The organism is Acuticoccus yangtzensis, assembly GCF_001927245.1.
GTDB classification, from domain to species: domain Bacteria; phylum Pseudomonadota; class Alphaproteobacteria; order Rhizobiales; family Amorphaceae; genus Acuticoccus; species Acuticoccus yangtzensis.
In genome coordinates, this window is sequence record NZ_MJUX01000001.1 from 947,348 (window position 1) to 971,658 (window position 24,311).

Consider the following 24,311-nt stretch of genomic DNA (forward strand, 5'->3'; position numbering starts at 1 on the left):
TCACGCTCAGTTGAACCAATGTATAAGCCGGCCTGGCGATGCTCAGGCCGGCTATTTTCGTGTGCCGGGAGGGGTAAAACGCCAAATACGCTGCCTGTGACCTTCAGCACAGGCACCGGGATCGAGGGGGACCATCTCAGGGTTGTCGCCGGGACACAGTGTCACCGGCACGGAAACACAACGGAGACGACCCAATGACCTTCAAGTCCGCGATCCTCGCCGCCGTGATCGGTTTCGCCACCGTGACCAGCGCCGCCGCCGCCCCGCTCGGCACCCCCGCCCCCGCCGCCGCCGCGACCATCGTCGAGGCCGGCTACCACGGCCATGGCTACAAGAAGCACCACGGTCACGGCCACTACGGCCACGGCTACCACAAGAAGCGCGTCTTCTACGGCCGCAACTGCTTCGTGAAGAAGATCAAGGTGTGGTCCGACTATCACGGCCACTTCGTGTGGAAGTCGCGCAAGGTCTGCCACGGCCCGCGCTTCTACTGAGCCACATCGACTGCGCGCGCAGGCGGAAGGGTCCCACCGGGGCCCTTTTTGCCGTTGCAGGTCAGGCGCCGGCCGCGTCCTCGCGCCCCACGGCCTTGATCACCGCGCGAACGAACCGCTCGCGCGCCTCGGGCAGCGGCTTGTTGGCCTCGCCCGCCACGTGGGCCGACAGGAAGTGGCCGGTGAGGCGGAAACCGTCGGCGAGCGCGGCCGCGTCGCACACCGCGTCCGCCCGCAGGAAGGGGGGCAGCGGCAGCATGCGGTCCTTGTAGGGCGCCCCAGCTTCGCGGCAGACCGCCCGCCCCGAGCGCGGCGAGACGTAGACGAGATCCTCGCGCCCTCCCGTCGCGGCGCAGGTGTCGAGGTCGAGCCCGTAGCCGAACTCGTCCAGAACGATCAGCTCGAAGCGCACGCCCGCCTCCCCCGCCGCGCGCGGCAGGGCGAAGGCGGCGATCAGCGCATTGGCGGCGGCGTAGAGGCGCGGGTGCGGGTCACGCTCGGGCAGGAAGGCGATGAGCGAGGCCATCGAGGCGATGCCGAAGGCGCCCCACGCGCTGTCCATCACCAGCCCCGCCCGCGCCTCGATCATCTCCAGGCTGAGCGTGCCGAGCTGGTCCTCCAGGCGGCCGCGCCAGGTTGCGGCGACGCGGTTGCCGGGCTGCGTGAGGGCGCGCATGGTCTTGGAGCGCGCGCCGCGCACGAGGCCTGAGGCGCGCCCCTCGCCGGGGGTCAGAAGCTCGACGATCTTGGAGTTTTCGCCCAGCGGCCGCGTCGACAGGATCAGGGCCTCGTCGCGCCACTCCATCCCCGCGGGTCCGGCCTAGCGGGAGAAGTCGAGGCCCATCACGCGGTAGCGCTCAGGGTCGTCGGTCCAGCGCGGGCGCACCTTCACGAACAGGAAGAGATGCACCGGCGCGCCGACCAGTTTGGCGATCTCCTGCCGCGCGGACATGGAGATGGCGCGCACGGTCTTGCCCTTCTCGCCGAGGACGATCTTCTTCTGCCCGTCCCGCTCGACGAAGATGGCCTGTTCGATCCGCACGGACCCGTTGCGCAGGCTCTTCCAGGTCTCGGTTTCCACCGTGGCCGAATAAGGCAGCTCGTCGTGCAGGCGCAGCGTCAATTGCTCGCGCGTGATCTCGGCGGCGAGCTGGCGCATCGGGATGTCGGAAATCTGGTCTTCCGGGTAGAGCCAGGGCCCTTGCGGCATGGAGGCGGCGAGGTGGCGGGCGAGATCCGGCACGCCGCTGCCGGTCTGGGCGGAGACCATGAAGGTTTCGTCGAACCGGGTCTTCTCGTTGGCCTTCTCGGCGAGGCCCAGCAGCGTCGGCGGGTCGACGAGGTCCACCTTGGTGAGGAGCAGCGTCTTCGGCTGGCGCACGGAGGTCAGCTCGTCGAGGATCTTCTCGGTCGCCTCGGTGATGCCGCGCTTGGCGTCGATCAGGAGGCACACGCGGTCGGCGTCGTAGGCGTGGGTCCAGGCGGTCTTCACCATCGCCCGGTCGAGCCGGCGGCGCGGGGCGAAGATGCCCGGCGTGTCGACCAGGATGATCTGCGCGTCGCCCTCCATGACGATGCCGCGCACGATGGCGCGCGTCGTCTGCACCTTGTGGGTGACGATGGAGACCTTGGCGCCGACGAGTGCGTTGACGAGGGTGGACTTGCCCGCGTTGGGCGCGCCGATGAGCGCGACGAAGCCCGCGCGTTGACGCTCGGCCGGGACGGAGGCGGGCGACAAAGCGAGCCCCACGGGGGCGGCCGCGTCGTCGGCGTCCGTCTCGGCGGCGGTGTCGGTCTCGGCGGCGTCGTCGATGTCGTCCGGCTCGGCGTCAGCGGCGGCGGCGGCGTCGGTCTCGCCGGGAACGGTCTCGCCGGTATCGTCGGCGCCGGTCGGGCAGGCGTCGGCGGCCAGCGTGTCGTCGCTGTCCGGTCGGGGCGCGTCGGGCGTCATGTCAGGTTCCGCATTCATGGCGCTTAGGAGTGCTCTCGCTGGGTCAGGCGCGCAAGGGCCGCGCGGGCCGCATTCTGCTCCGCCTCACGTTTGGAGCCGCCCTCACCTTCGGCCAGCACGCGGTCACCGTCCACCACCTCGATGACGAAGTGGGGTGCATGGTCCGGCCCGGAGCGCGCCTTCAGCCTGTAGAGCGGCGGCCGGCCGCCCTCGGCCTGGAGGTGCTCCTGCAGGCTGGTCTTCGCGTCGCGCTCGACCCCGTCGTCGCCCAGGAGCGGCTCCCAGGCGGCCAGGATCGTGCGTTCGGCCACGGCGAAACCGGCGTCGAGGAAGACGGCGGCGAGCACAGCCTCGCACGCATCGGCCAGGATGGCGGTCTTGCGGCGCCCGCCGGCCTGCGCCTCGGCCGCTCCCAGGCGAAGCGCCTTGTCGATGCCGAGCGTCAACGCCCGGTCGGCGCAGGTTTCCTTGCGCACCAGGGCGTTGAGGCGGCGGGCGAGGTCACCTTCGTCCGCGCGGGGGTCGCGCCGGTAAAGCTCGGCGGCGATGGTGAGGCCGAGCACGCGGTCGCCCACGAACTCCAGCCGCTGATAATTAGGGCCGCGCCCATTGGCATGGACGCTGGCATGGTTGAGGGCCTCGATCAGGAAGGTGCGGTTGGCAAACTGATGCCCAAGCCGCCGCTCCAAGTCGTCGAGCGCGACATCAAACCGATCACCCACCCGAAACTCCTTTTACAATGTGGTGAAGATGCGGTTCCACCGAACCGCCCACGGCCAATTCCAAATCTGCCAGATGGGCGTTCCTTCTTCGATCGAGAAGAAGATCACCTCGGCCCGGCCCACAAAATTTTCGAACGGAACGAATCCGACGCCGGTCTGGCTGCGGCTGTCGGTCGAGTTGTCGCGGTTGTCGCCCATCATGAAGTAATGGCCGGGCGGCACGGTGTAGACCTGCGTGTTGTCGAACAGGCTGTTCGGCGAGGAATCCAGCACCTCGTAGGAGACGCCGTTGGGGAGCGTCTCCTCGTAGCGGGCGGCGCGCATCTCCCGCCCGTTGGGGCCGATCTCGACATAATCGTCCAGCCTGCGGCGCGGCACCTCGCGGTCGTTGATGAAGAGGATGCCCTCGCGCACCTGGATCCGGTCGCCCGGAAGGCCGATGACGCGCTTGATGTAGTCGGTCGTATTGTCGCGCGGGAGCTTGAAGACGGCGACGTCGCCGCGCTCCGGCTCGGCCGACCAGACGCGCCCGGAGATCGGCACGATGCCGAACGGCACCGAGTAACGCGAGTAGCCGTACGAATATTTGGAGACAAACAGATAGTCACCCACCAACAAGGTGTCGACCATCGACGCCGAAGGAATATTGAACGGTTGGAACAGGAAGGTGCGGATGACCAGTGCAATGAGCAGGGCCTGGACGATCACCTTGATCAACTCGAACAGGCTCCCCTCGCCTTCCGACGTATTCTCTTTCGCCACGCTTTTCGAAACCCCTTGTGCGGCGCGTACTCAACACACGCCAATCGCCGCCGGGCGGCCTGTCCTACTGCTCTTAGTGCCTAAGAGAGACGCAAGCAATTGACCGGAACGGCACTCTGTCGAACCCGCCCTATGCGGGAAGCGCCTCGATCACCACGAAGGCCTGGGCGAGCGGGTGATCGTCGGTCATCGTGAGATGGATCGACGGGCGGTGGCCGGGCGGCATCATCGCATGAAGACGCTCCAGCGCGCCGCCGCTGAGCTGCATCGTGGGCTGGCCTGAGCGCAGGTTCACGACGCCCATCTCGCGCCAGGCGACACCCATGCGGATGCCCGATCCCAGCGCCTTGGAGCACGCCTCCTTGGCGGCGAAGCGCTTGGCGTAGGTGGCCGCCGGCTTCACCCGCCGCTCCGCCTTCGCACGCTCGATGTCGGTGAAGACCCGCTGGACGAAACGCTCGCCGAAGCGGTCGAGCGTCTTTTCGATGCGGCGGATGTCGATGAGGTCGGAGCCGATGCCGATGATCACGATCGCAGCTCGGTCTCGCGCGGTTCGGCCCGGTCCTGCGCGCAGTCGGCGTCCGCAGGTCCGGGTTCGGCGTCCGCATCGCCGTAGTCGTGCGGCAGGAAGATGTCCGCAGGGGATGGCGCCATGGCGAGCGCGTCCTGCCGGTTCTGCGCCGCCTGGGCCAATCGCGCGGCCCGCAGCGATTGCGACATCATCACCGTGGAGCGGACGAGGAGGTAGAGCCCGCCGCCGATCACCGCGCCCATCACCATGCCGCCGACGAACATGGGCTTCAGCGTCGGCCAGATGGTGCCGAACGATTGGGTCAGGAGGTTGAAGGACAGCTCCAGGTCGCCGGGCGCCACACGGTCCGGCGCGGGGCCGAGGATCAATTCGCCGAGCTGGAAGGAGGTGACCCAGATCAGCGGGAAGGTCAGCGGGTTGCCGACGGCGGTGCCGAAGGCGGCGGCGATCATCGACCCGCCGATCACCCAGGCGAGGGCGAAGGAAAGGAGGAAGTGAAATCCCACCAGCGGAGTGCAGGACGCGAAGGCGCCGGCCGCGACGCCGGCGGCGATCGCATGGGGCGAGGCCTCCAGCCGCAGAACGCGGTGTTTGTAATAACTGAAGGATCGTCCGAATGAGCGCCGAGGCCATGCGGCGATACGCGCACGCTCACGAAAATTCGGCCGTGCCCTACGGGCGAACAGCATGCATCCTCCTTCGAGCCAACCTGCCCGTGCGGCCTGCCGTGGTGGTCAGTGGCTGGCCCGCGCCGCCTCGACCACCGAGTCGAGCCGTTGCAGGTGCTCGATCACGCGCGACAGGTGCGCCGCATCACGAACCTCGATATGGAGGTTGAGCTCCCGATAGTCAGGGGTCTTCATCACAACTGTGAGCTCGCTGAGGTCCGACTGCGACGCTTTGAGCGCCCCGGCCAGGTCCGCGAACACGCCCGAACCGTTCTTGGCGACGACGCGGACGACCGCCTTGTAGAGCGTTCCGGACGATTCCGACAGGTCCCAACTCACATCGACCCACGAGTGCGGATCGGCGGCGACGGCCGCCAGCGCCTCGTTGGCGCCTGCGGGATAGACCATGACGCCTTCGCCGGGCTGGAGGACGCCGACGATGCGGTCCCCCGGGATGGTGGTATGCTTGGGCGAGAAGGTGATCGGCAGGTCCTCGCCGTGGCCGCGGATCTTCACGCTGACGCCGTTCGCCGGCGCAGCACTCGGCGGAGCTTCGCCGGCGTCGAAGCCGAGGGCGGCCAGGGCGTCGCTCGCCGACATCGCGCTCGACCCGATGGCGTAGGCGAGCGATTCGGTGTCGGGATGGCCGAGACGTTCGGCGGCGACGCCGAGGGACGGAATGTCCGTGTCGGCCCGGCGCACGACCTCCGCCTCGTAGAGCTGGCGGCCGAGGCGGGCGAACTTGCGCCGGTCCTGCTCGCGATTGGCGCGGCGGATGGCGGCGCGCGCCTTGCCCGTCACCGCCAGCGCATTCCAGGCGGACGGCGGGTGCGCGCCTTCCTTGCAGACGATCTCGACCTCGTCGCCGCTCTGCAGCGGGGTCACCAGCGGGCGCGAATGGCCGTTGATGCGGCAGCCCGTGCAGGTGTTCCCGACGTCGGTGTGGACCTGGTAGGCGAAGTCGATCGGCGTGGCGCCAGGCGGCAGGGCGATGAGCTTGCCGCGCGGTGTGAAGCAGTAGACGCGGTCCTGGAAGAGCTCGAGCTTGGTGTGCTCGAGGAACTCGGCGGCGCCGCCGTCGACGTCGGACAGGAGCTCGATGGTCTGGCGCAGCCACGAATAGGCTTCAGAATCGCGCGCAAGCTCACCCTGGCGCACCATCTTGCCGTCCTTGTAGAAGGCGTGTGCGGCGATGCCGTATTCGGCGAGGCGGTGCATCTCGTGGCTGCGGATCTGCAGCTCGATGCGCTGCTTGCGCGGGCCGACGAGCGTGGTGTGGATCGAGCGATAGCCGTTCTGCTTCGGCGTCGAAATGTGGTCCTTGAAGCGGCCCGGCACCGACTGCCATTTAGTGTGGACGACGCCGAGGGCGGCGTAACAGTCGGCCGTGGTGTCGACGAGGATGCGGAAACCGTAGATGTCGGACAGGTGATCGAAGTTGATCGCCTTGCGCTGCATCTTGGCGAAGATGGAATAGGGCTTCTTCTCGCGCCCCATGACCTTGGCTTTGATGCCGCTGGCTTCGAGACGTTCGCTGAGTTCGGTTTCGATATCGGTCAGGATGGAGCCGACTTCGGCGCGCTTGTCGGCCAGCTTGCCTTCGATGAAGGCCGCCTCCTCCGGGTGGAGGACGTGGAAGGCGAGGTGCTCCAGCTCCTCACGCATCCAGAAGATGCCCATCTTGCCGGCGAGCGGGGCGTAGACCTCCATCGTCTCCTGGGCGATGCGGCCGCGCTTGTGGACCGGCACCCAGTGGATGGTGCGCATGTTGTGCAGCCGGTCGGCGAGCTTCACCAGGAGAACGCGCACGTCCTCGGCGACGGCGAGCAGCAGTTTCCTGAGGTTCTCGCCCTGCTTGTCGGCCTGGCTGACGAAGGCGAGGCGGCCGATCTTGGTGAGGCCCTCGACCAGCTTGCCGATCTTGGGGCCGAACATCTGGTCGATCTCGGCGCGGGTGGCGTCCGTGTCCTCGATCGTGTCGTGCAGGAGGGCGGTGGCGATGGTCGCATCGTCGAGCCGCATCTGCGTCAGGATCGCGGCGACTTCGAGCGGATGGGAGAAGTAGGGATCGCCGGACGCGCGTTTCTGGCCGCCGTGCTTCGTCATCGCATAGACGTAGGCGCGGTTCAGCAGCGCCTCGTCCACGTTCGGATTGTAGGCCGCCACCCGTTCGAGAAGTTCGTACTGCCGCATCATCGGGCGCGGCCCTTCATTCGGTCCACCGGGGCCGCCGGACGGCCCGCTCACCGTGGGCAGATGGGGTGCGGCCTGGCGCGCGGCAATGCGCGCCTCGATCGGGGCCGTGGTCACGACGTTTTCCGCATTGGGGTGTGTGCGAAGCATCGTCTTACTCTGCACTCCCCCACGCATAACGAGAAGCCGTCTTTCGTCTCAGACCTCTTCCGTGCGCTCCGGCGGCACCAGGGTTTCCATGGCGCGCAGGAGTTCGTCCTCCGACATGGAGTTGAAGGTCTGGTCGATCGAATCTTCCTGCGGCGCGCCCGGGGTCTGCTGGAGCGCTGCGGCGGCCGGGATGTCGGCCTCGGGCTCGTCCACTTCGACGTTCTTTTGCAGCGAGTGGATGAGCTCTTCCTTCAGGTCTTCCGGGTGAAGGACCTGATCGGCGATTTCGCGTAAGGCGACGACGGGGTTCTTGTCGTTGTCGCGGTCGACCATGATCGGAGAGCCGGAGGAGATCATCCGGGCCCGGTGAGCCGCAAGGAGAACCAGCTCGAAGCGGTTCTCCACTTTGTCGACGCAGTCTTCAACTGTCACACGCGCCATGGTGCGGACTCCTCAAAATAGGTTGACAAGAAGGGCGATCGGATACCAAGCACTCTCGACCGACGCAAGCGTCATGTTGTAGCATCATGTGTCAGGGCGGTTTTCGCGTATGGTGTTTTCCGACGGCTTCCCCCGTCCCCTTTTCCGGACCCCTACGTCGCCCGCGATCCAGGAACAGAAAGACCCCGAATGTTTGACCCGCGAGAAAAAATCGCACTCTTTATTGATGGTGCCAACCTTTATAGCGCCGCGCGATCGCTAGGCTTTGATATTGACTACAAGCGATTGCTGTCGGTCTTCGGCGAAAAAGGCTACCTCCTGCGCGCCTACTACTACACGGCTCTGGCCGAGGATCAGGAGTTCTCGACCCTGCGGCCGCTCATCGATTGGCTCGATTATAACGGCTATTCTGTCGTCACCAAGCCGCTGAAAGAGTTTTACGATCAGAGCGGGCGCCGCAAAGTCAAAGGCAACATGGACATCGAGCTCGTGATCGATGCCATGGAGCTGGCCGATCAGGTCGATCACATCGTGCTGTTCTCGGGTGACGGTGATTTCCGCCGCCTCGCCGAAGCGCTGCAGCGCAAGGGCAAGAAGGTCAGCGTGGTGTCCACCCTGCAGACCCAACCGCCGATGATCGCCGACGACCTGCGCCGCCAGTCCGACCACTTCATCGAACTGGCCGATCTGCAGGCGCAAATCGGGCGCGATCCGTCCGAGCGAACCCCGCGTGAGCGCGAGCGCGCCCCCGAACGTCCGGTTCACCCCGCCGTTTGAGCCCGGCCAGCCCCGTCGGACCGCGGGATCCGGGACGCGACTGTCCCCTCTGCCCGCGGCTCGTCCAGTACCGCCATGAGCAGCGCGCGCTCGAGCCCGACTGGCACAACGCCCCGGTGCCGACCTTCGGCGACGAGCGGGCGCGGCTGCTCGTCGTCGGCCTGGCGCCAGGGCGCACTGGCGCCAATCGCACCGGCCGCCCCTTCACCGGCGACTATGCCGGCACCCTCCTCTACAGTGCCCTTTGCGCGCACGGTTTCGCCAACGACCGGTTCGATGCGCGGCCCGACGACGGGCTCGTCCTCACCGACGCCGCGGTGACCAACGCCGTGCGCTGCGTCCCGCCGCAGAACAAGCCGACCGGGACGGAGATCCGAGCCTGCGCGCCCTTCCTCGCCGCCACCGTCGCCGCGCGCGCCGAGATCACCTTCATTCTGGCCCTCGGGCGCATCGCCCACGACGCCGTGCTGCGCACATTCGGCGCCCGCCTTGCCGCCCACCCGTTCGCACACGGCGCGATCCACGCCCTGCCCGGCGGCCTGACGGTGGCCGACAGCTACCACCCTTCCCGCTACAACGTGAACACCGGGGTTCTGACCGACGCGATGTTCCACGCCGTCCTCGCCGAGATCCGCCGCCTGATCGACAAGGCCTGATCGAGCCGGCTCAGAGTCATCGTTCGACGCCCCGCCCCAGGCCGTAGCCAAAGAGCCGCTGCCGGCGCGGGACGCAACGCGGGAACCATTACGGCAAAAGGCCCCGCGGATCAGCCGATCCGCGGGGCCTTTTCGTCTCGGCAGCGTGACGCCGGCCGATCAGCGGTTGGTGAACCGCTGCGTCACCGTCAGCGCCGTGATGCCGGTCTGGATGGCAGGGCTGATGATCTGCAGGAACTTGTTGAACTCGGCCGCGGGGTGGTTGGACACGTAGATCAGGTCTTCGTCGCGCAGATCGAAGGTCTGCATCAGGAAGAAGCTCTTCGGATCCCGCAGATTGAGCTGATAGACCACCGGCACCATGGTTCCATCCAGCGCCACCTGCGCCCTGTCCGAAAGCTGCTTGGCGATCGTGTCCGGCTCGAAACGGAACAGGAAGATGCCGCGCGGATCGGCCGTGTTGTCGTCCAGGCCGCCGACGCGGGCGAGACCCTCGGCCATCGTGACGCGGCGCGATTCGAACGGCACTTCGGTCTTGTTCCCCGTGGCGCCGAACACGGTATAGGTGCGCCGCGCCTGGGCCAGGAGGATCGTGTCGCCCGGCTGCACCGCGACATTTTCCTTCGGATTGTCGAACAGGTCTTCCATGTCCGCGCTGGCGACCTTGTTGCCGCGGCGCAGGATCACGCGGGTCTCGTAGGTTGGGATGCTGGACCCGCCAGCCGCGGCGATCACGTCGAGAACACGGAAATCGGACACCGGCACCGGGATCTTACCGCCGCTGCCGACCTCGCCCAGGATGGTGACCGTGTTCACCAGGCTGCTCGCCACCTGCACCTGAACCTGCGGCTGGATCGCCTTGTCCTCCAGCGCAGCCTCGATGTTGGCGCGCAGAGCCTTCGCCGTCAGCCCCGCGGCACGCACCGTGCCGACATAGGGGACGAAGACTTGGCCCTCGTCGTCGATCACCGCCGTGATGGCCGTCGCCTTGGACTGGGTGGAGGAGAAGAGACCGTCCGAACCGGCCTCAAAGATGTTGATAGCGATCGTATCGCCGATGGCGAGGCGGACTTCCACGCCGCCAAAGTCTACGTTGAAGAACGAAGAGAATCCTTTGGCGCGATACTGGCCGCTGACGTTGGCGGCATGCTCGTCCATGGCCACCACCACGTAGGGGGTGGGGGCGCCGAATTCGGGCTGGGTGTCGTCGATGATCGTCGTCGATGGGCCGTCGGACGGCACCGTCCCGCAGCCAACCAACGCCGCGGCACATAACAGTGCGATCCATTTCGCCAACATCGCGAGGCCTCACGTTCCGAACACTACGCGGACACGCTTAACATCGACGTTGTGAGGGATGGAACGCTGGACAGGCGGATTGCAAGACATCGCGCAGACGGCGTGTCTTCTGGGCAACAAGCGCAGATCGCCCCAAACAGCCGCGCAGGCACATCATAGTGCCTGCGAAGTCTTACCAAGTATAGTGAACGTCGTCTTAACGCAACGGTGCCGGCGATGGTCGCGCCAGACTCATCGGACGGCGACCACCCAGCGCAGTCGATCCCACTCAGGCCGTGCGATCGCGGATGGCGGCGGCGACCAGAATGCACAGTCCCCAGACGAAGAAGCACGTCACCCCGACGATGGCGATCCACCGCAAAGCCTCGGGGAACGTCGCCTTCTCCGGCGCCTCGCCCCGAACGAAAACAGTCAGATAACGCTGCTGCTTCAAGGCCTCGACGCGCGCCGCTTCCAGTGTCTCGTAGGACGACTGATATTGGTTCAGCGCGAACTCACGCTCGGCCACCAGCTCCTCATAGCGCGACAGACGCTCGGTGAGGACGGCCTCTTCGGCGGACCCGTCGTCCGCCACGCTGACCCGCCGCCGCTCGGCGTCGATCTGATTGCGCAGCGCGGCGAGTTGGTTACGAACATAGGTCACGCGCGGTGAATTATCGCTCATGGTGGCGCGCAGAGCGGTTAGCTGCGACTCAAGCTGCGCCACCTCGGCCTCGAGGCTGCCGACCACGCTCTGGCGAGCCTCGGCGGTCTTCTCCGGGCTGATCTCCTGCGTCACGCCGCGATAGGAGGCGACGGCCTTGCGCGCGTCCGCATAGCGCGTCTCGGCGAGGTCCACCTCGCGCTGGGCGGCGCGGACGCTGTCTTCACGCGCCCGCATCGAGATCTCGTTGACCAGCGCCTCGGACTTTTCGATCACCTTGCGGGTGATGGCTTCGGCGTCGCTCGGCCGGAAGGCCCGCACCACCAGCGTCATGATGCCGTTTTCCAGCGTGTATTCGACGCTCGCCATCATGTTCCAATATTCCACCAACCCCTCGATCGGCAGCGAAGGGTCGAGCCGATAATAGGGATCGGCGCCGGGTCGGCTGTAGACCTCGAGGAAATTGGCCTCGGCGACCAGGTCTTCGACCATCGCGCGGGACATGATGTATTCTTGGACGATGAAGCTATCGGCGATCTCGCCGCCGACGGACCCGCCGGCGGCGGCGAAGAGGCCGGCCCCGTCCATTGCGCCGCTGGAATCGGCCGACCCGCGCACGGCGAACATGCTCGTCGTCGCATATTGCGGGCTGGCCATGAACGCATAGAACAGCGCCACCACGACCACCGGCAGCAAAACGCACAGGAAGAAGGACAGACGGGCGATCCGCCCGAAGGTGGAGCGCGTCTTCTCGAGCTGAACGCGGGGCGGAAGAACGAAGGTCGGCGCGGCGGGAAGCTGCGCCTCCTGGCTCGGCGCCGGCACCTCTTGGATGTCGTTGTCGTCCACCTCGACGGGGAGCGTACCTTGGCGGCGCTCGGCCAGATAGCGCTCACGACGCTGGGTCCGGCTGACGCGCGCGGCGCCGCGCCGGTCACCATCGGGCAGAGGAACGAGGTTCTTTTCGGTCATAGAGCCCTACATGACTTCGAGGCTGGCGAGCTCGTCTTCGCCATCCTCGTCCTTCTCGTCCTGGCTTGTGAAGGGGTTGGGGTTCTCAGGCTCCGGCAGAGCCTCGAAAACTGCCGCCCCCTCCGCCACGTCGTCGAACGCAAACAAGCGGCCATCATACAATATATAAACCAGATCGCAGTTTTCCGGGAGCTGGCGCGATTTGCTGAGCGTTGAGATGTAGTCCCGCGACATGACCGCGTCCATCATCATCTGCACCCGCTCGGACTGGGGGCCGAACATCTGCGAACGCAACTGCCCGTCCAGGATGTGACAGTCGAAATCGGCAAGCAAGTAAGCCAGCAGACCGATCCGCCGGCGCATGGCCGCAGGGATGTGGCTGAACTGTTCTTTCAGCTGCTTTTCCTGGAAATTGCAGATCTCGCAAGCGGCGCCCATCATGTAGGACGGGCTGACCCCCAGGATATTGGCGAGAAAGACGATATTCTGCCGCAGCGTCAACTTGCGGTCGAAGAACTGGAGGTAGGACACCGCCCAGGACATGCGCGAATTGACCAGCACCCGGCCCGATTGGACCGAACGGCGCTTCAGCATCATGTCGATCAGAACCGTCTTGCCCGATCCCTTGTGGCCGAGGATCGCGATCCGGCGCCCCTTGGGGAAGGCCGCGGACAGATCGTCGAACAGCATGAAGCGGCTGGTCTTGGACTTCATCACCACGCGGCAACGGTCGAGCGCCACATGGCATTGCTCGATATCGATGACCGGCTGCGTGCGCCGCAACAGCTCATCCGTGATCGGACCCTGCCCGCTCTCGGTGCCGGTGCCGCGCGCCCGCATGGCGTCGTCGAACGAGACGATATTCGTCTCCGTCATCTCGTCTCCCGAATAGGCGATGGCCGGGCCGGGAGGGTCAAGGCCCGGCGGCTCCGTGAGGATCTGGGCGGCAGTGCGCGGCGGCCCGATCCATACGGCCGTACATAAAGCCTTTTCGCGCCCGGCGCAAAGCCGCCCCTCCCCCGCGGCGCGGGACGCCGGCATGCGCCGCACCGTGGGGGCTTGACCCGGCCGCACGTGTCGTGACCTTCACCCCATGACCATGCGCCTCGTCCTTTTCGACTGCGACGGCACCCTCGTCGACAGCGCCGCCATCATCGCCACCGCCATGCGCGGCGCCTTCGTGTCGGAAGGCCTGCCGCCTCCGCCGGTGGAAGAGGTGAAGGCCATCATCGGCCTTTCGCTGCCGCGCGCCGTCGCCGTCCTCGCCGCACGCCATCCGGAGGCCCCGGTCGAACTCCTCGTCGACAGCTATAAAGCCGCTTATCGTGATCAGGCGCTCACGACGACGCACCAGGAATTGACCTTCCCCGGGACGCACGAGGCGCTGGAACGCCTGTCGCGGCCCGATACGCTGCTCGGCGTCGTCACCGGCAAGTCGCGCCGCGGGCTGGACCGGATCCTGAAGGAACACGGCATCACCGACCGTTTCGTCACCACCGTCACCGCGGACGATGCAGCCTCCAAGCCCGCGCCAGACATGGTGCTGAAGGCGATGGGCGAGACCGGGGCGGACGCCGCCGGCACCATCGTCGTCGGCGACACGGTGTTCGACGTCGAAATGGCGGTCAGCGCGGGCGCGCAGGCGATCGGCGTCGCCTGGGGCTACCATGCCACCCCCGACCTCACCCGCGCCGGGGCCACCGCCATCGCCGAGACGATGGACGAGCTTCCCGCCCTCATCGACGCCGCCTTGAAGGAGCGCGGCCGATGAGCGGGCGCGAGGCGCCGCGGCCGCCCGAGCCGATCCGCCGCTTCTACCGCGCCGTCACCGTGGGCGAGACGGACGCGGACGGTCTGGCGCGGGTGCTGCTCGACGCGCGGCCGATCCGCACCCCGGCCAAGGCACACCTTGCCACGCCGCCGGAGATCGCCGCGCGCATCGCCGCCGAGTGGGACGCGCAGGGTAAGTATATTCTGCCCATCAGCATGCCGCTGACGCGCCTCGCCAACACCGCCATCGACGGTGTGTCCGCCACGCTGGACGCGGTGAAGGACGACATCGCCCGCATGGCCGAAAGCGATCTCCTGATGTATCGCGCCGATTTCCCGGCCGGCCTCGTCGCGGCGCAAAAGGCGCATTGGGACCCGCTCGTCGCCTTCGCCGAGGAAGCGCTCGGCGTTGGTGTGCGGCTGCAGGAGGGGATCATGCCGCTCGCCCAGGAGGCGGGGCTGGCGCCTGCGGTCCGCGCCCGGCTGCCGGACGCTCCCCTCCCCCTCGCCGCCTTCCACCAGCTCACCACGCTGACCGGCAGCACCCTCACCGCGCTCGCCTTCCACGCCGCGGCGATCGACTTCGAGACGCTGTGGACCGCCGCCCACGTGGACGAGGACTGGAACATCCAGGAATGGGGCGAGGACGAGGAGGCGGCCGAACGCCGCGCCCTGCGCCGCCGCGACGCCGAGGCCGCCGCCTTCGTGCTGCGCGCCGCGGGTCTTCCGGGTTGACCTTCACCCGCGCACGCAGCGCCCTGGAGCAAAAGCGCGCGCGGACCCGCTCACATCGTTGGCTTTTTGCACCGCCGCGGTGCTAACACCGCAGTCGAGGAAACAGATAAACGGGGCCATCGATGAAGGACGTGTTGATCGAGCTGGAACGCCGGCGGGACGAGGCGCGCGCCGGCGGCGGCGCCAAGCGGATCGAAGCCCAGCACGCCCGCGGCAAGCTCACCGCCCGCGAGCGCATCGAGGTCCTGCTGGACGAAGGCTCGTTCGAAGAGTTCGACATGTTCGTCGAACACCGCTGCACCGATTTCGGCATGGAGAAGACGAAATATCCGGGTGACGGCGTCGTCACCGGCTGGGGCACCATCAACGGGCGCCAGGTTTTCGTCTTCGCCAAGGACTTCACCGTCTTCGGCGGCTCGCTGTCGTGGACGCATGCCGAGAAGATCATGAAGGTGCAGGACATGGCCCTGCGCAACCGCGCACCGATCATCGGCCTGTTCGACGCGGGCGGCGCACGCATCCAGGAGGGTGTGGCGGCGCTCGGCGGCTATGGCGAGGTGTTCCAGCGCAACGTTCTGGCATCCGGCGTCATCCCGCAGATCTCGGTCATCATGGGCCCGTGCGCGGGCGGCGACGTCTATTCGCCGGCGATGACGGACTTCATCTTCATGGTGCGCGGGACGTCCTACATGTTCGTCACCGGGCCGGACGTGGTGAAGACCGTCACCAACGAGACGGTGACGGCGGAGGAACTGGGCGGCGCGGAGGTCCACACCACCCGCTCCTCGGTGGCGGACGGCGCCTATAACGACGACATCGCCGCCTTGATCGACGTGCGGCGCCTCGTCGACATTCTGCCGGCCTCCAACGTCTCCCCCGCCCCGGTGCTCGCCACCGAGGACCCGTGGGACCGGGTGGAGATGAGCCTCGACACGTTGATCCCGGACGCGGCGACGGCGCCCTACGACATGAAGGAGCTTCTGGAGAAGGTCGCCGACGTGGGCTCGCTGTTCGAGATCCAGGCGGGTTTCGCGAAGAACATCATCACCACCTTCGGGCGGATCGAGGGCAAGACGGTGGGCTTCGTCGCCAACCAGCCGCTGGTGCTGGCGGGCGTTCTCGATTCCGACGCGTCCCGCAAAGCCGCACGTTTCGTGCGCTTCTGCGACGCCTTCAACATCCCGATCGTGACCTTCGTGGACGTTCCAGGCTTCCTGCCGGGCACGGCGCAGGAGTATGGCGGCCTCATCAAGCACGGCGCCAAGCTCCTCTTCGCCTATGCCGAGGCGACGGTGCCCAAGGTGACGCTGATCACCCGTAAGGCCTATGGCGGCGCCTACGACGTGATGGCCTCCAAGCACCTCAGAGGCGACATCAACTATGCGTGGCCGACGGCGGAGATCGCGGTGATGGGGCCGAAGGGCGCCGCCGAGATCCTCTACCGTGCCGACCGCGACAACCCGGAGGCGCTGGCCGGGCGGATCAAGGAATACGAGACGCGTTTCGCCAACCCGTTCGTGGCGGCCGAGCGCGGCTTCATCGACGAGGTGATCCTGCCGCACTCCACGCGCCGCCGCATCGCCCGCGCGCTGCGTTTGTTGCAGGAGAAGCGCCTGGACAACCCCTGGCGCAAGCACGACACGATCCCGCTCTGATCGGGGCGGCACAGACTTCGAAGGAGTGTGGCGGGGTCAAGCATCCGCGCGGACCCACGCGCAGGCCGCCCTCCAAGGGGCGGGCGAGCATGGGGAGCACGGGTGCTTGACGCCGTCACGCTCCTTCTCAGCCTCGATGCAGCCTTCAATCCCCTTCCGGATTGAAGGCCTGCCAGCCGGCGAGGCGGAGGGAGCGCGAGGGGGGAACTCCCCTCGCTGAGGCGCTGCCGGCCGCACCGCCGCCCGGTCTATGCCGCGACAGCGCCGCAGCCCGCCGCTCAAAACGCGCTGAAGAGCAGGAAGGCCAAGGGCACCAGCAGCGCGGTGAGAGCGCCGTTCAGCGCCATGCCCACACCGGCGAACGCGCCTGCGACGGGGTCAACCTGGAACGCCCGCGCGGTGCCGATGCCGTGGGCGGCCACACCCGCGGCGAACCCACGCGCGCGCATGTCCTTCATGCCCATGACGTTCATCAGCGGCGTCACGGCGATGGCGCCGATGATGCCGGTCAGGATCACCAGCACGGCGGTCAGTGCCGGGATGCCGCCCAGCGCCGAGGCGATGCCCATGGCGATCGGCGTGGTGACGGATTTGGGCGCCAGTGAGGCGAGCACGTCGGACGGCAGGCCGAGCGCCCAGCCGATGAGGATCGCGCACGTGACCGCGGTCACGGACCCCGCCAGCAGAGCCGCCAGGATGGGCTTGAACGAGCGCCGCACGAGGACGCGGTTCTGCACCAGGGGCACCGCCAGCGCCACGGTCGCAGGGCCGAGCATGAAGTGCACGAACTGGGCGCCCTCGAAATAGGTGCGGAAGGGTGTCCCGGTCACCTGCAGCAGGCCGATCACCAGGACCGCCGACACCACGACGGGATTTGCGGCGGGGTGACGCCCCACGGCGGCCGCCAGTCGGTCGGCGATGGCGTAGGCGATGACGGTCACGGTCAGCCAGGTGAGCGGCTCCTCGGAGAGGTAAACCCAGAGGGGAAGGGCCTCGTTCATCATTCCCCGGCCACCCAGCGGAAGGCGAGCGCGGCGGCGGCGAGCGCCATGACGGTGGAGACGACGAGCGCGGCGACGAGCGCGAAACCGTGGGTGAGGAACAGCTCGCGGTGCTCCACCACGCCGACGGCGGCCGGAACGAACAGCAGCGACAGGTTGGAGAGGATCGTTCGCGCGGTGGTGTCGAGCGTGGGGCTGACGCGGCGGCGCACGAGGAGGCCCGCGCACAGAAGCGCCGCGCCGACGACAGGGCCCGGAACAGGCAGGCCCACGAGACGCACGATAATTTCGCCTATGAGCTGGCACCCCAGAAGGAGTGCGATGGCGTTGATCATAGTCACCTCGTTTCGCTTGGGTTTCGTCGCACTATGCGTCTAAAACCACGTCAACAAGATCGACTAAAGGGACGGCAATGTTCGATAAGATCCTGGTGGCGAACCGCGGCGAGATCGCCTGCCGCGTCATGCGGACCTGTCAGCGCCTCGGGATCGGCACGGTGGCCGTCTATTCCGACGCCGACCGCCACGCCCCCCATGTCGAGATGGCCGACGAGGCGGTGCGGATCGGCCCGCCCCCCGCGGCCGAGTCCTACCTTGTCATCGCTGCCATTTTGGAGGCCTGCGCCAAGACCGGCGCGAACGCCGTCCACCCCGGCTACGGCTTCCTCTCCGAGCGCGCCAGCTTCCCCGAGGCGCTGGCCAAGGCGGGCGTGACCTTCATCGGCCCCAACCCCGGCGCGATCGACGCGATGGGCGACAAGATCGAGTCCAAGCGCCGGGCTGATGCGGCGGGCGTCTCCACCGTCCCCGGCGGCAAGGGCGAGGTGAAGACCAGCGAGGAGGCCGTCGCGATCGCCGAGGAGATCGGCTACCCGGTGATGATCAAGGCGTCGGCGGGCGGCGGCGGCAAGGGCATGCGCATCGCCTTTTCCCGCGCCGAGGTGGCCGACGGGTTCGACCGCGCGCGCTCCGAGGCGAAATCCTCGTTCGGCGACGAGCGGGTCTTCGTGGAAAAATTCATCGTCGATCCGCGGCACATCGAGATCCAGGTGCTGGGCGACAAGCACGGCAACGCGATCTCGGTGCTGGAGCGCGAATGCTCGATCCAGCGGCGCAATCAGAAGGTCATCGAGGAGGCGCCCTCCCCGCTCTTGACCCCGGAGGTGCGGGCCAAGATGGGCGAGCAGGCCGTGGCGCTCGCCAAGGCGGTGGCCTACGATTCGGCCGGCACGGTGGAGTTCGTGGCCGACCAGAACGCCAACTTCTACTTCCTCGAGATGAACACGCGGCTTCAGGTGGAGCATCCGGTGACGGAGCTCATCACCGGGCTCGATCTCGTGGAGGAGATGATCCGCGTCGCCGCCGGGGAGCCGCTGCGGTATTCGCAAGGCGACATTCAGCCGAAGGGCTGGGCGATCGAGTCGCGGCTTTATGCCGAGGACCCGGACCGCAAGTTCCTGCCGTCGATCGGCCGCATCCGGCGCCTCTCCATGCCGGCGGAGCGCGCGCCCACGGCGGCCCTGCCGACCACGGTGCGCGTGGACACCGGCATCGTCGAAGGCTCGGAGATCTCGCGCTTCTACGACCCGATGATCGCCAAGATCGTCACCCACGGCGAGACGCGCGAGGCGGCGATCGACGCGATGTCCGTGGCGCTGGACGAAGTGGCGATCGACGGCATCCGCCACAACGGCACCTTCCTTTCGGCGCTGATGGCGCACCCGCGCTGGCGTGAGGGGAACCTCTCCACCGGCTTCATCGCCGAGGAATTCCCGGAGGGGCCGACGCTGCCCGCCACGGACGAGATCCGCACGCTGATGGCGACGGTGGCGTTTGCGGTGGAGGCCCGCGAGGCGCTGCGCCGCTCGTCTTTCGGCTCCCACCCGGTGCCGGTGCCGGGCCCCCTTTCGGCCCTGTTCGACGACGAGACGCGCGTTGAGGGCCATGTCGCCCCGACGCAGGGCGAGGTGGCCGTGACCATCGACGGTACGGCGCGCACGGTGGTGACGCACCGCGCCTCCTACGGGGTGTGGCAGGGGACGATCGACGGTGAGGCGGTGTCGATGGGTCTCGACGAGACGCCGCACGACGTGGGCCTCACCTACCGCGGCCGGCGTCTGAGGGCGAAGGTGCGGCGGCCGCGTGTCGCCGATCTCCAGGCCTTCATGCCGGAAGTGTCGGCGGCGGATACGGCCAAGAAGGTGCTGTGTCCGATGCCGGGCCTCGTCGTCTCCCTCAGCGTGAAGGAGGGCGACCAGGTGGAGGACGGGCAGCAGCTCGCGGTGATCGAGGCGATGAAGATGGAGAACGTCCTGCGCGCCGAGCGTGCGGGCAAGGTGAAGGCGGTCCATGTCGCGGAGGGCGCGAGCCTGGCGGTGGACGCGGTCATCCTCGAGTTCGAGTGATGGCGACGCGCTTCCTCATCGAGGGCCGGGTTCAGGGTGTCGGTTACCGCAACTGGCTCCAGGAGGAGGCGCGGCGCCGGGGCCTTCGCGGCACCGTGCGCAATCTGTCGGACGGCCGGGTCGAGGCGGTGATCATCGGCTCCTACGAGGAGACGGACGCGATGCTGGCGGCGTGCCGCAAGGGTCCGCCGCTGGCGAAGGTGTCCGGGATCGGGCTGGACCCGATCGACGACCCCGACGTGTCGGGCTTCATCGTGCTGCGCGACTACTGACCGGCTGCGGCTGACGCCCTGCGCGGGCACACGCCGGCGTCCAGGGACGCCGGCACCCGAAGCACGTCTTCGCCCGGCGTCCACCTTCGCAAGGTACACGCCTGCGCCCAGTGCACGCCTGCATCCGGTGCACTCCTGCTTTCGGTGCACGCCTGCCCCCAGTGCACGCCTGCGTCCGGTGCGCGCCTGGATCCGTTCGGGCCTGCATCGGGTGCGCGGCTTGGTCCGGAGTTTTGGTGTCGGTACCCGCCAGCGGAGCGCGGCAACGGGCAGCGGCGGAGCGTGCCGAGGGGCGACCAACCCCCTCGGCACGCAAGCCGCGACATGACCCGCGAGACATGGCATCGGGTCTTTACCAAGGTCGCCCCACCCTGGGTCGCAGACTGCCGCGCTGCCACACGGCAACGACAACCTTAGATGGCACGGCGCGACTTGCAAGGGGGATGCGCCATTATCCACGGCGCGGCGCGAGGATGAAGAGCGAAAGGCGGCAAAACCGCTCGTCTCATGCCGCAATTACGACCAACGTCGTATGAAAGCGGCGTGGGGCGACCGCCAGCGGCGCACCAGGCACGCAGCATATGGCCCAATACAGGGGGAGGATCTTGCGTTGATGCGCAAGATCCTCCGGCCGTTCAACGATGAAGGACTGTGCCCCTGACGCGGGGCGCCGGGTCAGACGAGAAGCGACATCGGATTTTCGATGTAGCGGCAGAAGGCCTGCACCACCTCGGCGCCCAGCGCACCGTCGACCACGCGGTGATCGACGGACAGGGTGATCGTCATCACCGTGGCGATGGCGAGCGCCCCGTCCTTCACCACCGCGCGCTGCTCGCCCGCGCCGACCGCGAGGATGGAGCCGTGCGGCGGGTTGATGACGGCGGCGAAGTCCTTGATGCCGAACATGCCGAGGTTGGAGACCGCCGTGGACCCGCCCTGATATTCGGCCGGCTGCAGCTTCTTGTCCCGCGCGCGCTTGGCGAGGTCCTTCATCTCGTTGGAGATGACCGACAGCGTCTTGGAATCGGCCTTGCGCACGACGGGAGTGATCAGCCCGTCCGGGATCGCCACGGCGACGCCCACGTCGACCCCGGTGTGGATCAGGCGGGCGGACGAGGTGAAGGTGGCGTTGGCCATCGGCACGTCGCGCAGCGCCAGCGCCAGCGCCTTGATGACGAAGTCGTTGACCGAGAGCTTGTAGGCGGGCTTGCCGTCGCCGTCCTTGGGGGCGGCGGCGTTCAGGTCGGCGCGCAGTTTCATCAGCGCGTCGAGCTCGACATCGCGCGACAGGTAGAAGTGCGGAACGGTCTGCTTGGACTCCGTCAGGCGGCGGGCGATGGTCTTGCGCATGCCGTCGTGGGGGATCTCCTTGAAGGTCCCCTCCTGGAACATGGCGCGGATCTGATCGTCGCTCATGCCGCCCATCGGCGCCGCTGCGGCGGCCGGTGCCGGCTTCGGCGCGGAAGCGGGCGTGGGCGCGGGCGCGTCGGCCGTGGCGGCGGGCGCGGCCTTCGCGGCGGGTGCGGGGCTCGCCTCGGCCTTCTCGACGTCGGCCTTGACGATGCGGCCGTGCGGGCCGGAGCCGGTCACGGAGGCGAGGTCGATGCCGCCTTCCTTGGCGAGGCGGCGGGCGAGCGGCGAGGCGAAGACGCGCTCACCGCCGGCCCCCGGCGCGGGGCCCGCCCCGTTGGTGGCCGTCGCGGCGCCGTTCGACGCGCTAGCGGGGGTTTCGGACGCCTTTGCGGGCGTTTCGGGCGCCTTGGCGGGGGCGGCCTTCGGAGCCGGTGCGGGCTCTGCCTTCGGGGCCGGTGCGGCCTCGGCCTTCGGGCCCGGTGCGGCCTCGGCCTTCGGGGCCGGCGCGGCGCCGTCGATGTCGGACGCGCTCTCGCCCTCGCCCAGCAGAATGGCGATGGTGTCGTTCACCGGAACGTCGGCCGTGCCCTCGGCGACGACGATCTTGCCCACGGTCCCCTCGTCGACCGCCTCGACCTCCATCGTGGCCTTGTCGGTCTCGATCTCGGCGATCACATCGCCGGCTGCGACCGTGTCCCCCTCCTTCACCAGCCACTTGGCGAGCGTTCCCGCCTCCATCGTGGGCGACAAAGCCGGCATCAAGATCGGGGTGGGCATGGCGCGTCCTTCAGTGTTTTGGCTGTGGCGCGTGCGGAACGCCTCCCGCCGCGCGGGCTGGACTGTTGGACAAGACAGGGCCGAATGCAAGGTTCGTGAGCGTCGCAAATGCCCTGGCCGCGCCGCGTCAAATCGGTGTATGGCCGCGCCATTCGTCCACGAGGCCGTCATGCGCATTCTGTTCCTGCACAACAACTTTCCCGGCCAATATCGGCGCATCGCCACCCACCTGAAGACGGTGGAGGGGGTCGAGATGCTGGCCGGCTCGCTCGCCAGCAACAGCCAGGACATCGGCATCCAGAAGGTGCCCTATACGCCGCATCGAGACGTCTCGAAGGACATCCACCCGACGCTGGTGACGGCCGAGCGCGCGGTGCTGACCGCCCAGGCCGCCTTCAAGGCGCTCTACCCGTTGAAGAGCCAGGGCTGGAAGCCGGACCTCGTCTGCTCGCACTCCGGCTGGGGGCCGTCCCTTCTCATCAAGGAGCTGTGGCCGGACACGAAGATTTTGAGCCTCTTCGAGTGGTTCTATAATCCAAGAGGCAGCGACGCGGACTTCCTGGAGCCGATCAACCACGACTCGGCCGCGCGCGCGCACTTCAAGAATATCCCCATCCTGCTCGACCTGGCGACGATGGACTGGGGCTCGTCGCCGACGCGCTGGCAGCACAGTCAGTTCCCCAAACACCTGACGCAGAATATGTCGGTTCTGCACGAGGGCGTGGACTGCGACTTCTTCAAGCCCGGCCCCGCCTCCGTCACCCATGGCGAGAAGACGTTCACCGCCGAAGACGAGGTCATCACCTACGTCGCGCGCGGGATGGAGCCCTATCGCGGTTTTCCCCAGTTCATGGAAGCTGTGGCGAAGCTGCAACAGAAGCGGCCCCATCTACAGGTGCTCATCGCCGGTACCGACCGCACCGCCTACGGCAAGACGCGCAAGGACGGGAAGACCCACCGCGAGCACGCTTTGGAGACCTTGGACCTCGACGAGAGCCGCATCCACTTCCTCGGCCTCGTTCCGCTTAAGACCTTGAGATCCATGTTCAGAATCACGCGGGCCCATGTCTATCTGACAGTGCCTTTCGTGCTCTCATGGTCGCTCATGGAGGCCATGGCGGCGGGGGCCTTGATCGTCGGATCCGACACCCCTCCATTGCATGAAGTTGTGGATCATAAACGCAACGGTCTGCTCACTCCCTTTTTCGATACCGACGCTTTGGTCGAAATATTGGAACATGTCTTGCGTAACGATGTTGATCACGCAAGCTTGGGCAAAGCCGCGCGCCGCACGATCACGGAACGCTATGCGCTGCCAACCATCCTGCCGAAGCAGTGGGGGATGATGCAGGCGGTGGCGAAGGGTGAACGCCCCAACTTGTGACGTAGAAACCTTCTGGGGGGCTGCCGCCGACGAATATACCGTCGGTGGAGCGCATTAACCGAGAGGATGGATTGTCCGAAACATGATTTCGGCCAAGTTATCCTCGTCATCTGCGCAACTCTTAAGCTGAAGATGTACGGATTGATGACAACAAACACGCCGTAGGCGGCCGAAATCGAGGACGACGGCCGCCAGCGACACAAGGAGAACTACGATGCGCAAACTCGCTCTTTTTGCTCCCCTTGCCGCCCTGGCCTTCACTGCACCCGTGACCACCGCCGACGCCAAGACCGTCTGCAAACAGCGCACCGAGATGGTGCAGATCCTGTCGCGCAAGTTCAACGAGCATCAGCGCTCGTTCGGGCTGCAGAACGACCGGCGCATCCTGGAGCTCTACGTCTCGGCCGAAGGCACCTGGACCGCGATCCTGTCGATGCCCAACGGGCAGTCCTGCGTGGTCGCCGCCGGCGAAGCCTTCACCACGCTTCCCGCAATCCCGACCGGCGAACCGGCCTGATCCGCAGCAGAGCGGCCGCGCCGCTCACCCGCTGACCGGGCACCCTCAGCGCAGCTCTCGGCCCCATGCTCCCGATGCGTGGGCTCGGCCGCATGCTTCCGGCTCAAAGTTCCCGGCCACATGATCGCGCCGGCTCATGATCCTTCAACGTCGCGCCCATTGCGCCGGTGCGACGAAGGCCCT

The 24,311-nt window shown here is 67.3% G+C and carries 24 protein-coding genes; 10 read left to right on the plus strand and 14 right to left on the minus strand.

The window, feature by feature from the left end; genetic code table 11:
- Positions 1-194 precede the first annotated feature (194 nt).
- Complete coding sequence (locus BIX52_RS04165; RefSeq protein WP_075219678.1) at positions 195-494, plus strand: hypothetical protein; 300 nt, start codon at positions 195-197, stop codon at positions 492-494.
- 61 nt (positions 495-555) lie between these two features.
- On the opposite strand, the gene recO is transcribed toward BIX52_RS04165, so the two are convergent.
- The 8 genes from recO to rpoZ form a co-directional block, all read right to left on the minus strand.
- Positions 556-1,299, minus strand: coding sequence for a DNA repair protein RecO (gene recO, locus BIX52_RS04170; RefSeq protein WP_075219679.1), 744 nt, complete (start codon positions 1,297-1,299; stop codon positions 556-558).
- 15 nt (positions 1,300-1,314) lie between these two features.
- The gene (era, locus tag BIX52_RS04175) at positions 1,315-2,244 is read right to left on the minus strand and encodes a GTPase Era (RefSeq protein WP_075220162.1); all 930 of its coding nucleotides are present in this window, start codon (positions 2,242-2,244) and stop codon (positions 1,315-1,317) included.
- A 224-nt stretch (positions 2,245-2,468) separates the two neighbouring features.
- Positions 2,469-3,167: a ribonuclease III gene (rnc, locus tag BIX52_RS04180; protein ID WP_075219680.1), complete on the minus strand. Its 699-nt coding sequence runs from the start codon at positions 3,165-3,167 to the stop codon at positions 2,469-2,471.
- 12 nt (positions 3,168-3,179) lie between these two features.
- On the minus strand, positions 3,180-3,929 hold the full coding sequence (gene lepB / locus BIX52_RS04185; RefSeq protein ID WP_075219681.1) for a signal peptidase I: 750 nt from the start codon (positions 3,927-3,929) through the stop codon (positions 3,180-3,182).
- Between the two features lie 130 nt (positions 3,930-4,059).
- Positions 4,060-4,458, minus strand: a complete 399-nt coding sequence (gene acpS, locus BIX52_RS04190) for a holo-ACP synthase (RefSeq protein ID WP_075219682.1) — start codon at positions 4,456-4,458, stop codon at positions 4,060-4,062.
- The gene (locus tag BIX52_RS04195) at positions 4,455-5,150 is read right to left on the minus strand and encodes a DUF2062 domain-containing protein (protein WP_075219683.1); all 696 of its coding nucleotides are present in this window, start codon (positions 5,148-5,150) and stop codon (positions 4,455-4,457) included. Before BIX52_RS04195 ends, acpS begins: the two co-directional genes overlap by 4 nt.
- Before the next feature lie 45 nt (positions 5,151-5,195).
- Positions 5,196-7,325: a RelA/SpoT family protein gene (locus BIX52_RS04200; RefSeq protein WP_075220163.1), complete on the minus strand. Its 2,130-nt coding sequence runs from the start codon at positions 7,323-7,325 to the stop codon at positions 5,196-5,198.
- A 195-nt stretch (positions 7,326-7,520) separates the two neighbouring features.
- Positions 7,521-7,913 (minus strand): DNA-directed RNA polymerase subunit omega, encoded by a 393-nt coding sequence (gene rpoZ, locus BIX52_RS04205; RefSeq protein ID WP_075219684.1) that lies wholly within the window; start codon positions 7,911-7,913, stop codon positions 7,521-7,523.
- Positions 7,914-8,102: 189 nt separating this feature from the next.
- Between rpoZ and BIX52_RS04210 the strand changes: the two genes are divergently transcribed.
- Together BIX52_RS04210 and BIX52_RS04215 are read left to right on the plus strand one after the other, a co-directional pair.
- Positions 8,103-8,690 (plus strand): LabA-like NYN domain-containing protein, encoded by a 588-nt coding sequence (locus BIX52_RS04210; protein ID WP_075219685.1) that lies wholly within the window; start codon positions 8,103-8,105, stop codon positions 8,688-8,690.
- Complete coding sequence (locus tag BIX52_RS04215) at positions 8,687-9,346, plus strand: uracil-DNA glycosylase (protein ID WP_075219686.1); 660 nt, start codon at positions 8,687-8,689, stop codon at positions 9,344-9,346. The genes BIX52_RS04210 and BIX52_RS04215 overlap by 4 nt, the downstream gene beginning before the upstream one ends.
- Positions 9,347-9,505: 159 nt before the next feature.
- On the opposite strand, the gene BIX52_RS04220 is transcribed toward BIX52_RS04215, so the two are convergent.
- The 3 genes from BIX52_RS04220 to BIX52_RS04230 all read right to left on the minus strand — a co-directional run bounded on the left by BIX52_RS04220 (position 9,506) and on the right by BIX52_RS04230 (position 13,136).
- Complete coding sequence (locus BIX52_RS04220; RefSeq protein WP_083659998.1) at positions 9,506-10,645, minus strand: polysaccharide biosynthesis/export family protein; 1,140 nt, start codon at positions 10,643-10,645, stop codon at positions 9,506-9,508.
- A 268-nt stretch (positions 10,646-10,913) separates the two neighbouring features.
- Positions 10,914-12,260, minus strand: coding sequence for a KpsE/RkpR family capsule polysaccharide export protein (locus BIX52_RS04225; protein WP_075219687.1), 1,347 nt, complete (start codon positions 12,258-12,260; stop codon positions 10,914-10,916).
- A gap of 6 nt (positions 12,261-12,266) precedes the next feature.
- On the minus strand, positions 12,267-13,136 hold the full coding sequence (locus tag BIX52_RS04230) for an ATP-binding cassette domain-containing protein (RefSeq protein WP_075219688.1): 870 nt from the start codon (positions 13,134-13,136) through the stop codon (positions 12,267-12,269).
- Positions 13,137-13,353: 217 nt separating this feature from the next.
- Between BIX52_RS04230 and BIX52_RS04235 the strand changes: the two genes are divergently transcribed.
- The 3 genes from BIX52_RS04235 (at position 13,354) to BIX52_RS04245 (ending at position 16,420) form a co-directional block, all read left to right on the plus strand.
- Positions 13,354-14,031, plus strand: a complete 678-nt coding sequence (locus BIX52_RS04235; protein ID WP_108676402.1) for an HAD-IA family hydrolase — start codon at positions 13,354-13,356, stop codon at positions 14,029-14,031.
- Positions 14,028-14,765: an ATP12 family protein gene (locus BIX52_RS04240; RefSeq protein ID WP_075219689.1), complete on the plus strand. Its 738-nt coding sequence runs from the start codon at positions 14,028-14,030 to the stop codon at positions 14,763-14,765. Before BIX52_RS04235 ends, BIX52_RS04240 begins: the two co-directional genes overlap by 4 nt.
- A 122-nt stretch (positions 14,766-14,887) precedes the next feature.
- Positions 14,888-16,420, plus strand: coding sequence for an acyl-CoA carboxylase subunit beta (locus tag BIX52_RS04245; RefSeq protein WP_075219690.1), 1,533 nt, complete (start codon positions 14,888-14,890; stop codon positions 16,418-16,420).
- Positions 16,421-16,698: 278 nt separating this feature from the next.
- On the opposite strand, the gene BIX52_RS04250 is transcribed toward BIX52_RS04245, so the two are convergent.
- Positions 16,699-17,421 carry an LrgB family protein gene (locus BIX52_RS04250; protein ID WP_075219691.1) on the minus strand — a complete coding sequence of 241 codons (723 nt, stop codon included), beginning with the start codon at positions 17,419-17,421 and terminating at the stop codon, positions 16,699-16,701.
- Positions 17,421-17,756, minus strand: coding sequence for a CidA/LrgA family protein (locus BIX52_RS04255; protein WP_075219692.1), 336 nt, complete (start codon positions 17,754-17,756; stop codon positions 17,421-17,423). Before BIX52_RS04255 ends, BIX52_RS04250 begins: the two co-directional genes overlap by 1 nt.
- A 77-nt stretch (positions 17,757-17,833) precedes the next feature.
- On the opposite strand from BIX52_RS04255, the gene BIX52_RS04260 reads away from it, so the two are divergent.
- Positions 17,834-19,825, plus strand: a complete 1,992-nt coding sequence (locus BIX52_RS04260) for an acetyl-CoA carboxylase biotin carboxylase subunit (RefSeq protein ID WP_075219693.1) — start codon at positions 17,834-17,836, stop codon at positions 19,823-19,825.
- Positions 19,825-20,097: an acylphosphatase gene (locus BIX52_RS04265; protein WP_075219694.1), complete on the plus strand. Its 273-nt coding sequence runs from the start codon at positions 19,825-19,827 to the stop codon at positions 20,095-20,097. The genes BIX52_RS04260 and BIX52_RS04265 overlap by 1 nt, the downstream gene beginning before the upstream one ends.
- Before the next feature lie 675 nt (positions 20,098-20,772).
- On the opposite strand, the gene BIX52_RS04270 is transcribed toward BIX52_RS04265, so the two are convergent.
- The gene (locus BIX52_RS04270) at positions 20,773-22,227 is read right to left on the minus strand and encodes a pyruvate dehydrogenase complex dihydrolipoamide acetyltransferase (RefSeq protein WP_075219695.1); all 1,455 of its coding nucleotides are present in this window, start codon (positions 22,225-22,227) and stop codon (positions 20,773-20,775) included.
- Between the two features lie 139 nt (positions 22,228-22,366).
- Here BIX52_RS04270 and BIX52_RS04275 point away from each other — a divergent pair, with 139 nt between their 5' ends.
- Together BIX52_RS04275 and BIX52_RS04280 are read left to right on the plus strand one after the other, a co-directional pair.
- Positions 22,367-23,611, plus strand: coding sequence for a glycosyltransferase (locus BIX52_RS04275; RefSeq protein ID WP_205647689.1), 1,245 nt, complete (start codon positions 22,367-22,369; stop codon positions 23,609-23,611).
- A 214-nt stretch (positions 23,612-23,825) separates the two neighbouring features.
- A complete protein-coding gene (locus BIX52_RS04280) occupies positions 23,826-24,128 on the plus strand; it encodes a hypothetical protein (RefSeq protein ID WP_075219696.1) in 303 nt (100 codons plus the stop codon).
- Positions 24,129-24,311: the final 183 nt, after the last annotated feature.

Bases quoted from the DNA above. Each gene is read 5' to 3' on its own strand.
- BIX52_RS04165 (WP_075219678.1), top strand. From the start codon at position 195: ATGACCTTCAAGTCCGCGATCCTCGCCGCCGTGATCGGTTTCGCCACC.
- recO (WP_075219679.1), bottom strand. From the start codon at position 1,299: ATGGAGTGGCGCGACGAGGCCCTGATCCTGTCGACGCGGCCGCTGGGC.
- BIX52_RS04195 (WP_075219683.1), bottom strand. From the start codon at position 5,150: ATGCTGTTCGCCCGTAGGGCACGGCCGAATTTTCGTGAGCGTGCGCGT.
- BIX52_RS04200 (WP_075220163.1), bottom strand. From the start codon at position 7,325: ATGATGCGGCAGTACGAACTTCTCGAACGGGTGGCGGCCTACAATCCG.
- rpoZ (WP_075219684.1), bottom strand. From the start codon at position 7,913: ATGGCGCGTGTGACAGTTGAAGACTGCGTCGACAAAGTGGAGAACCGC.
- BIX52_RS04210 (WP_075219685.1), top strand. From the start codon at position 8,103: ATGTTTGACCCGCGAGAAAAAATCGCACTCTTTATTGATGGTGCCAAC.
- BIX52_RS04220 (WP_083659998.1), bottom strand. From the start codon at position 10,645: ATGTTGGCGAAATGGATCGCACTGTTATGTGCCGCGGCGTTGGTTGGC.
- BIX52_RS04225 (WP_075219687.1), bottom strand. From the start codon at position 12,260: ATGACCGAAAAGAACCTCGTTCCTCTGCCCGATGGTGACCGGCGCGGC.
- BIX52_RS04230 (WP_075219688.1), bottom strand. From the start codon at position 13,136: ATGACGGAGACGAATATCGTCTCGTTCGACGACGCCATGCGGGCGCGC.
- BIX52_RS04235 (WP_108676402.1), top strand. From the start codon at position 13,354: ATGACCATGCGCCTCGTCCTTTTCGACTGCGACGGCACCCTCGTCGAC.
- BIX52_RS04240 (WP_075219689.1), top strand. From the start codon at position 14,028: ATGAGCGGGCGCGAGGCGCCGCGGCCGCCCGAGCCGATCCGCCGCTTC.
- BIX52_RS04245 (WP_075219690.1), top strand. From the start codon at position 14,888: ATGAAGGACGTGTTGATCGAGCTGGAACGCCGGCGGGACGAGGCGCGC.
- BIX52_RS04250 (WP_075219691.1), bottom strand. From the start codon at position 17,421: ATGAACGAGGCCCTTCCCCTCTGGGTTTACCTCTCCGAGGAGCCGCTC.
- BIX52_RS04255 (WP_075219692.1), bottom strand. From the start codon at position 17,756: ATGATCAACGCCATCGCACTCCTTCTGGGGTGCCAGCTCATAGGCGAA.
- BIX52_RS04260 (WP_075219693.1), top strand. From the start codon at position 17,834: ATGTTCGATAAGATCCTGGTGGCGAACCGCGGCGAGATCGCCTGCCGC.
- BIX52_RS04265 (WP_075219694.1), top strand. From the start codon at position 19,825: ATGGCGACGCGCTTCCTCATCGAGGGCCGGGTTCAGGGTGTCGGTTAC.
- BIX52_RS04270 (WP_075219695.1), bottom strand. From the start codon at position 22,227: ATGCCCACCCCGATCTTGATGCCGGCTTTGTCGCCCACGATGGAGGCG.
- BIX52_RS04275 (WP_205647689.1), top strand. From the start codon at position 22,367: ATGGCCGCGCCATTCGTCCACGAGGCCGTCATGCGCATTCTGTTCCTG.
- BIX52_RS04280 (WP_075219696.1), top strand. From the start codon at position 23,826: ATGCGCAAACTCGCTCTTTTTGCTCCCCTTGCCGCCCTGGCCTTCACT.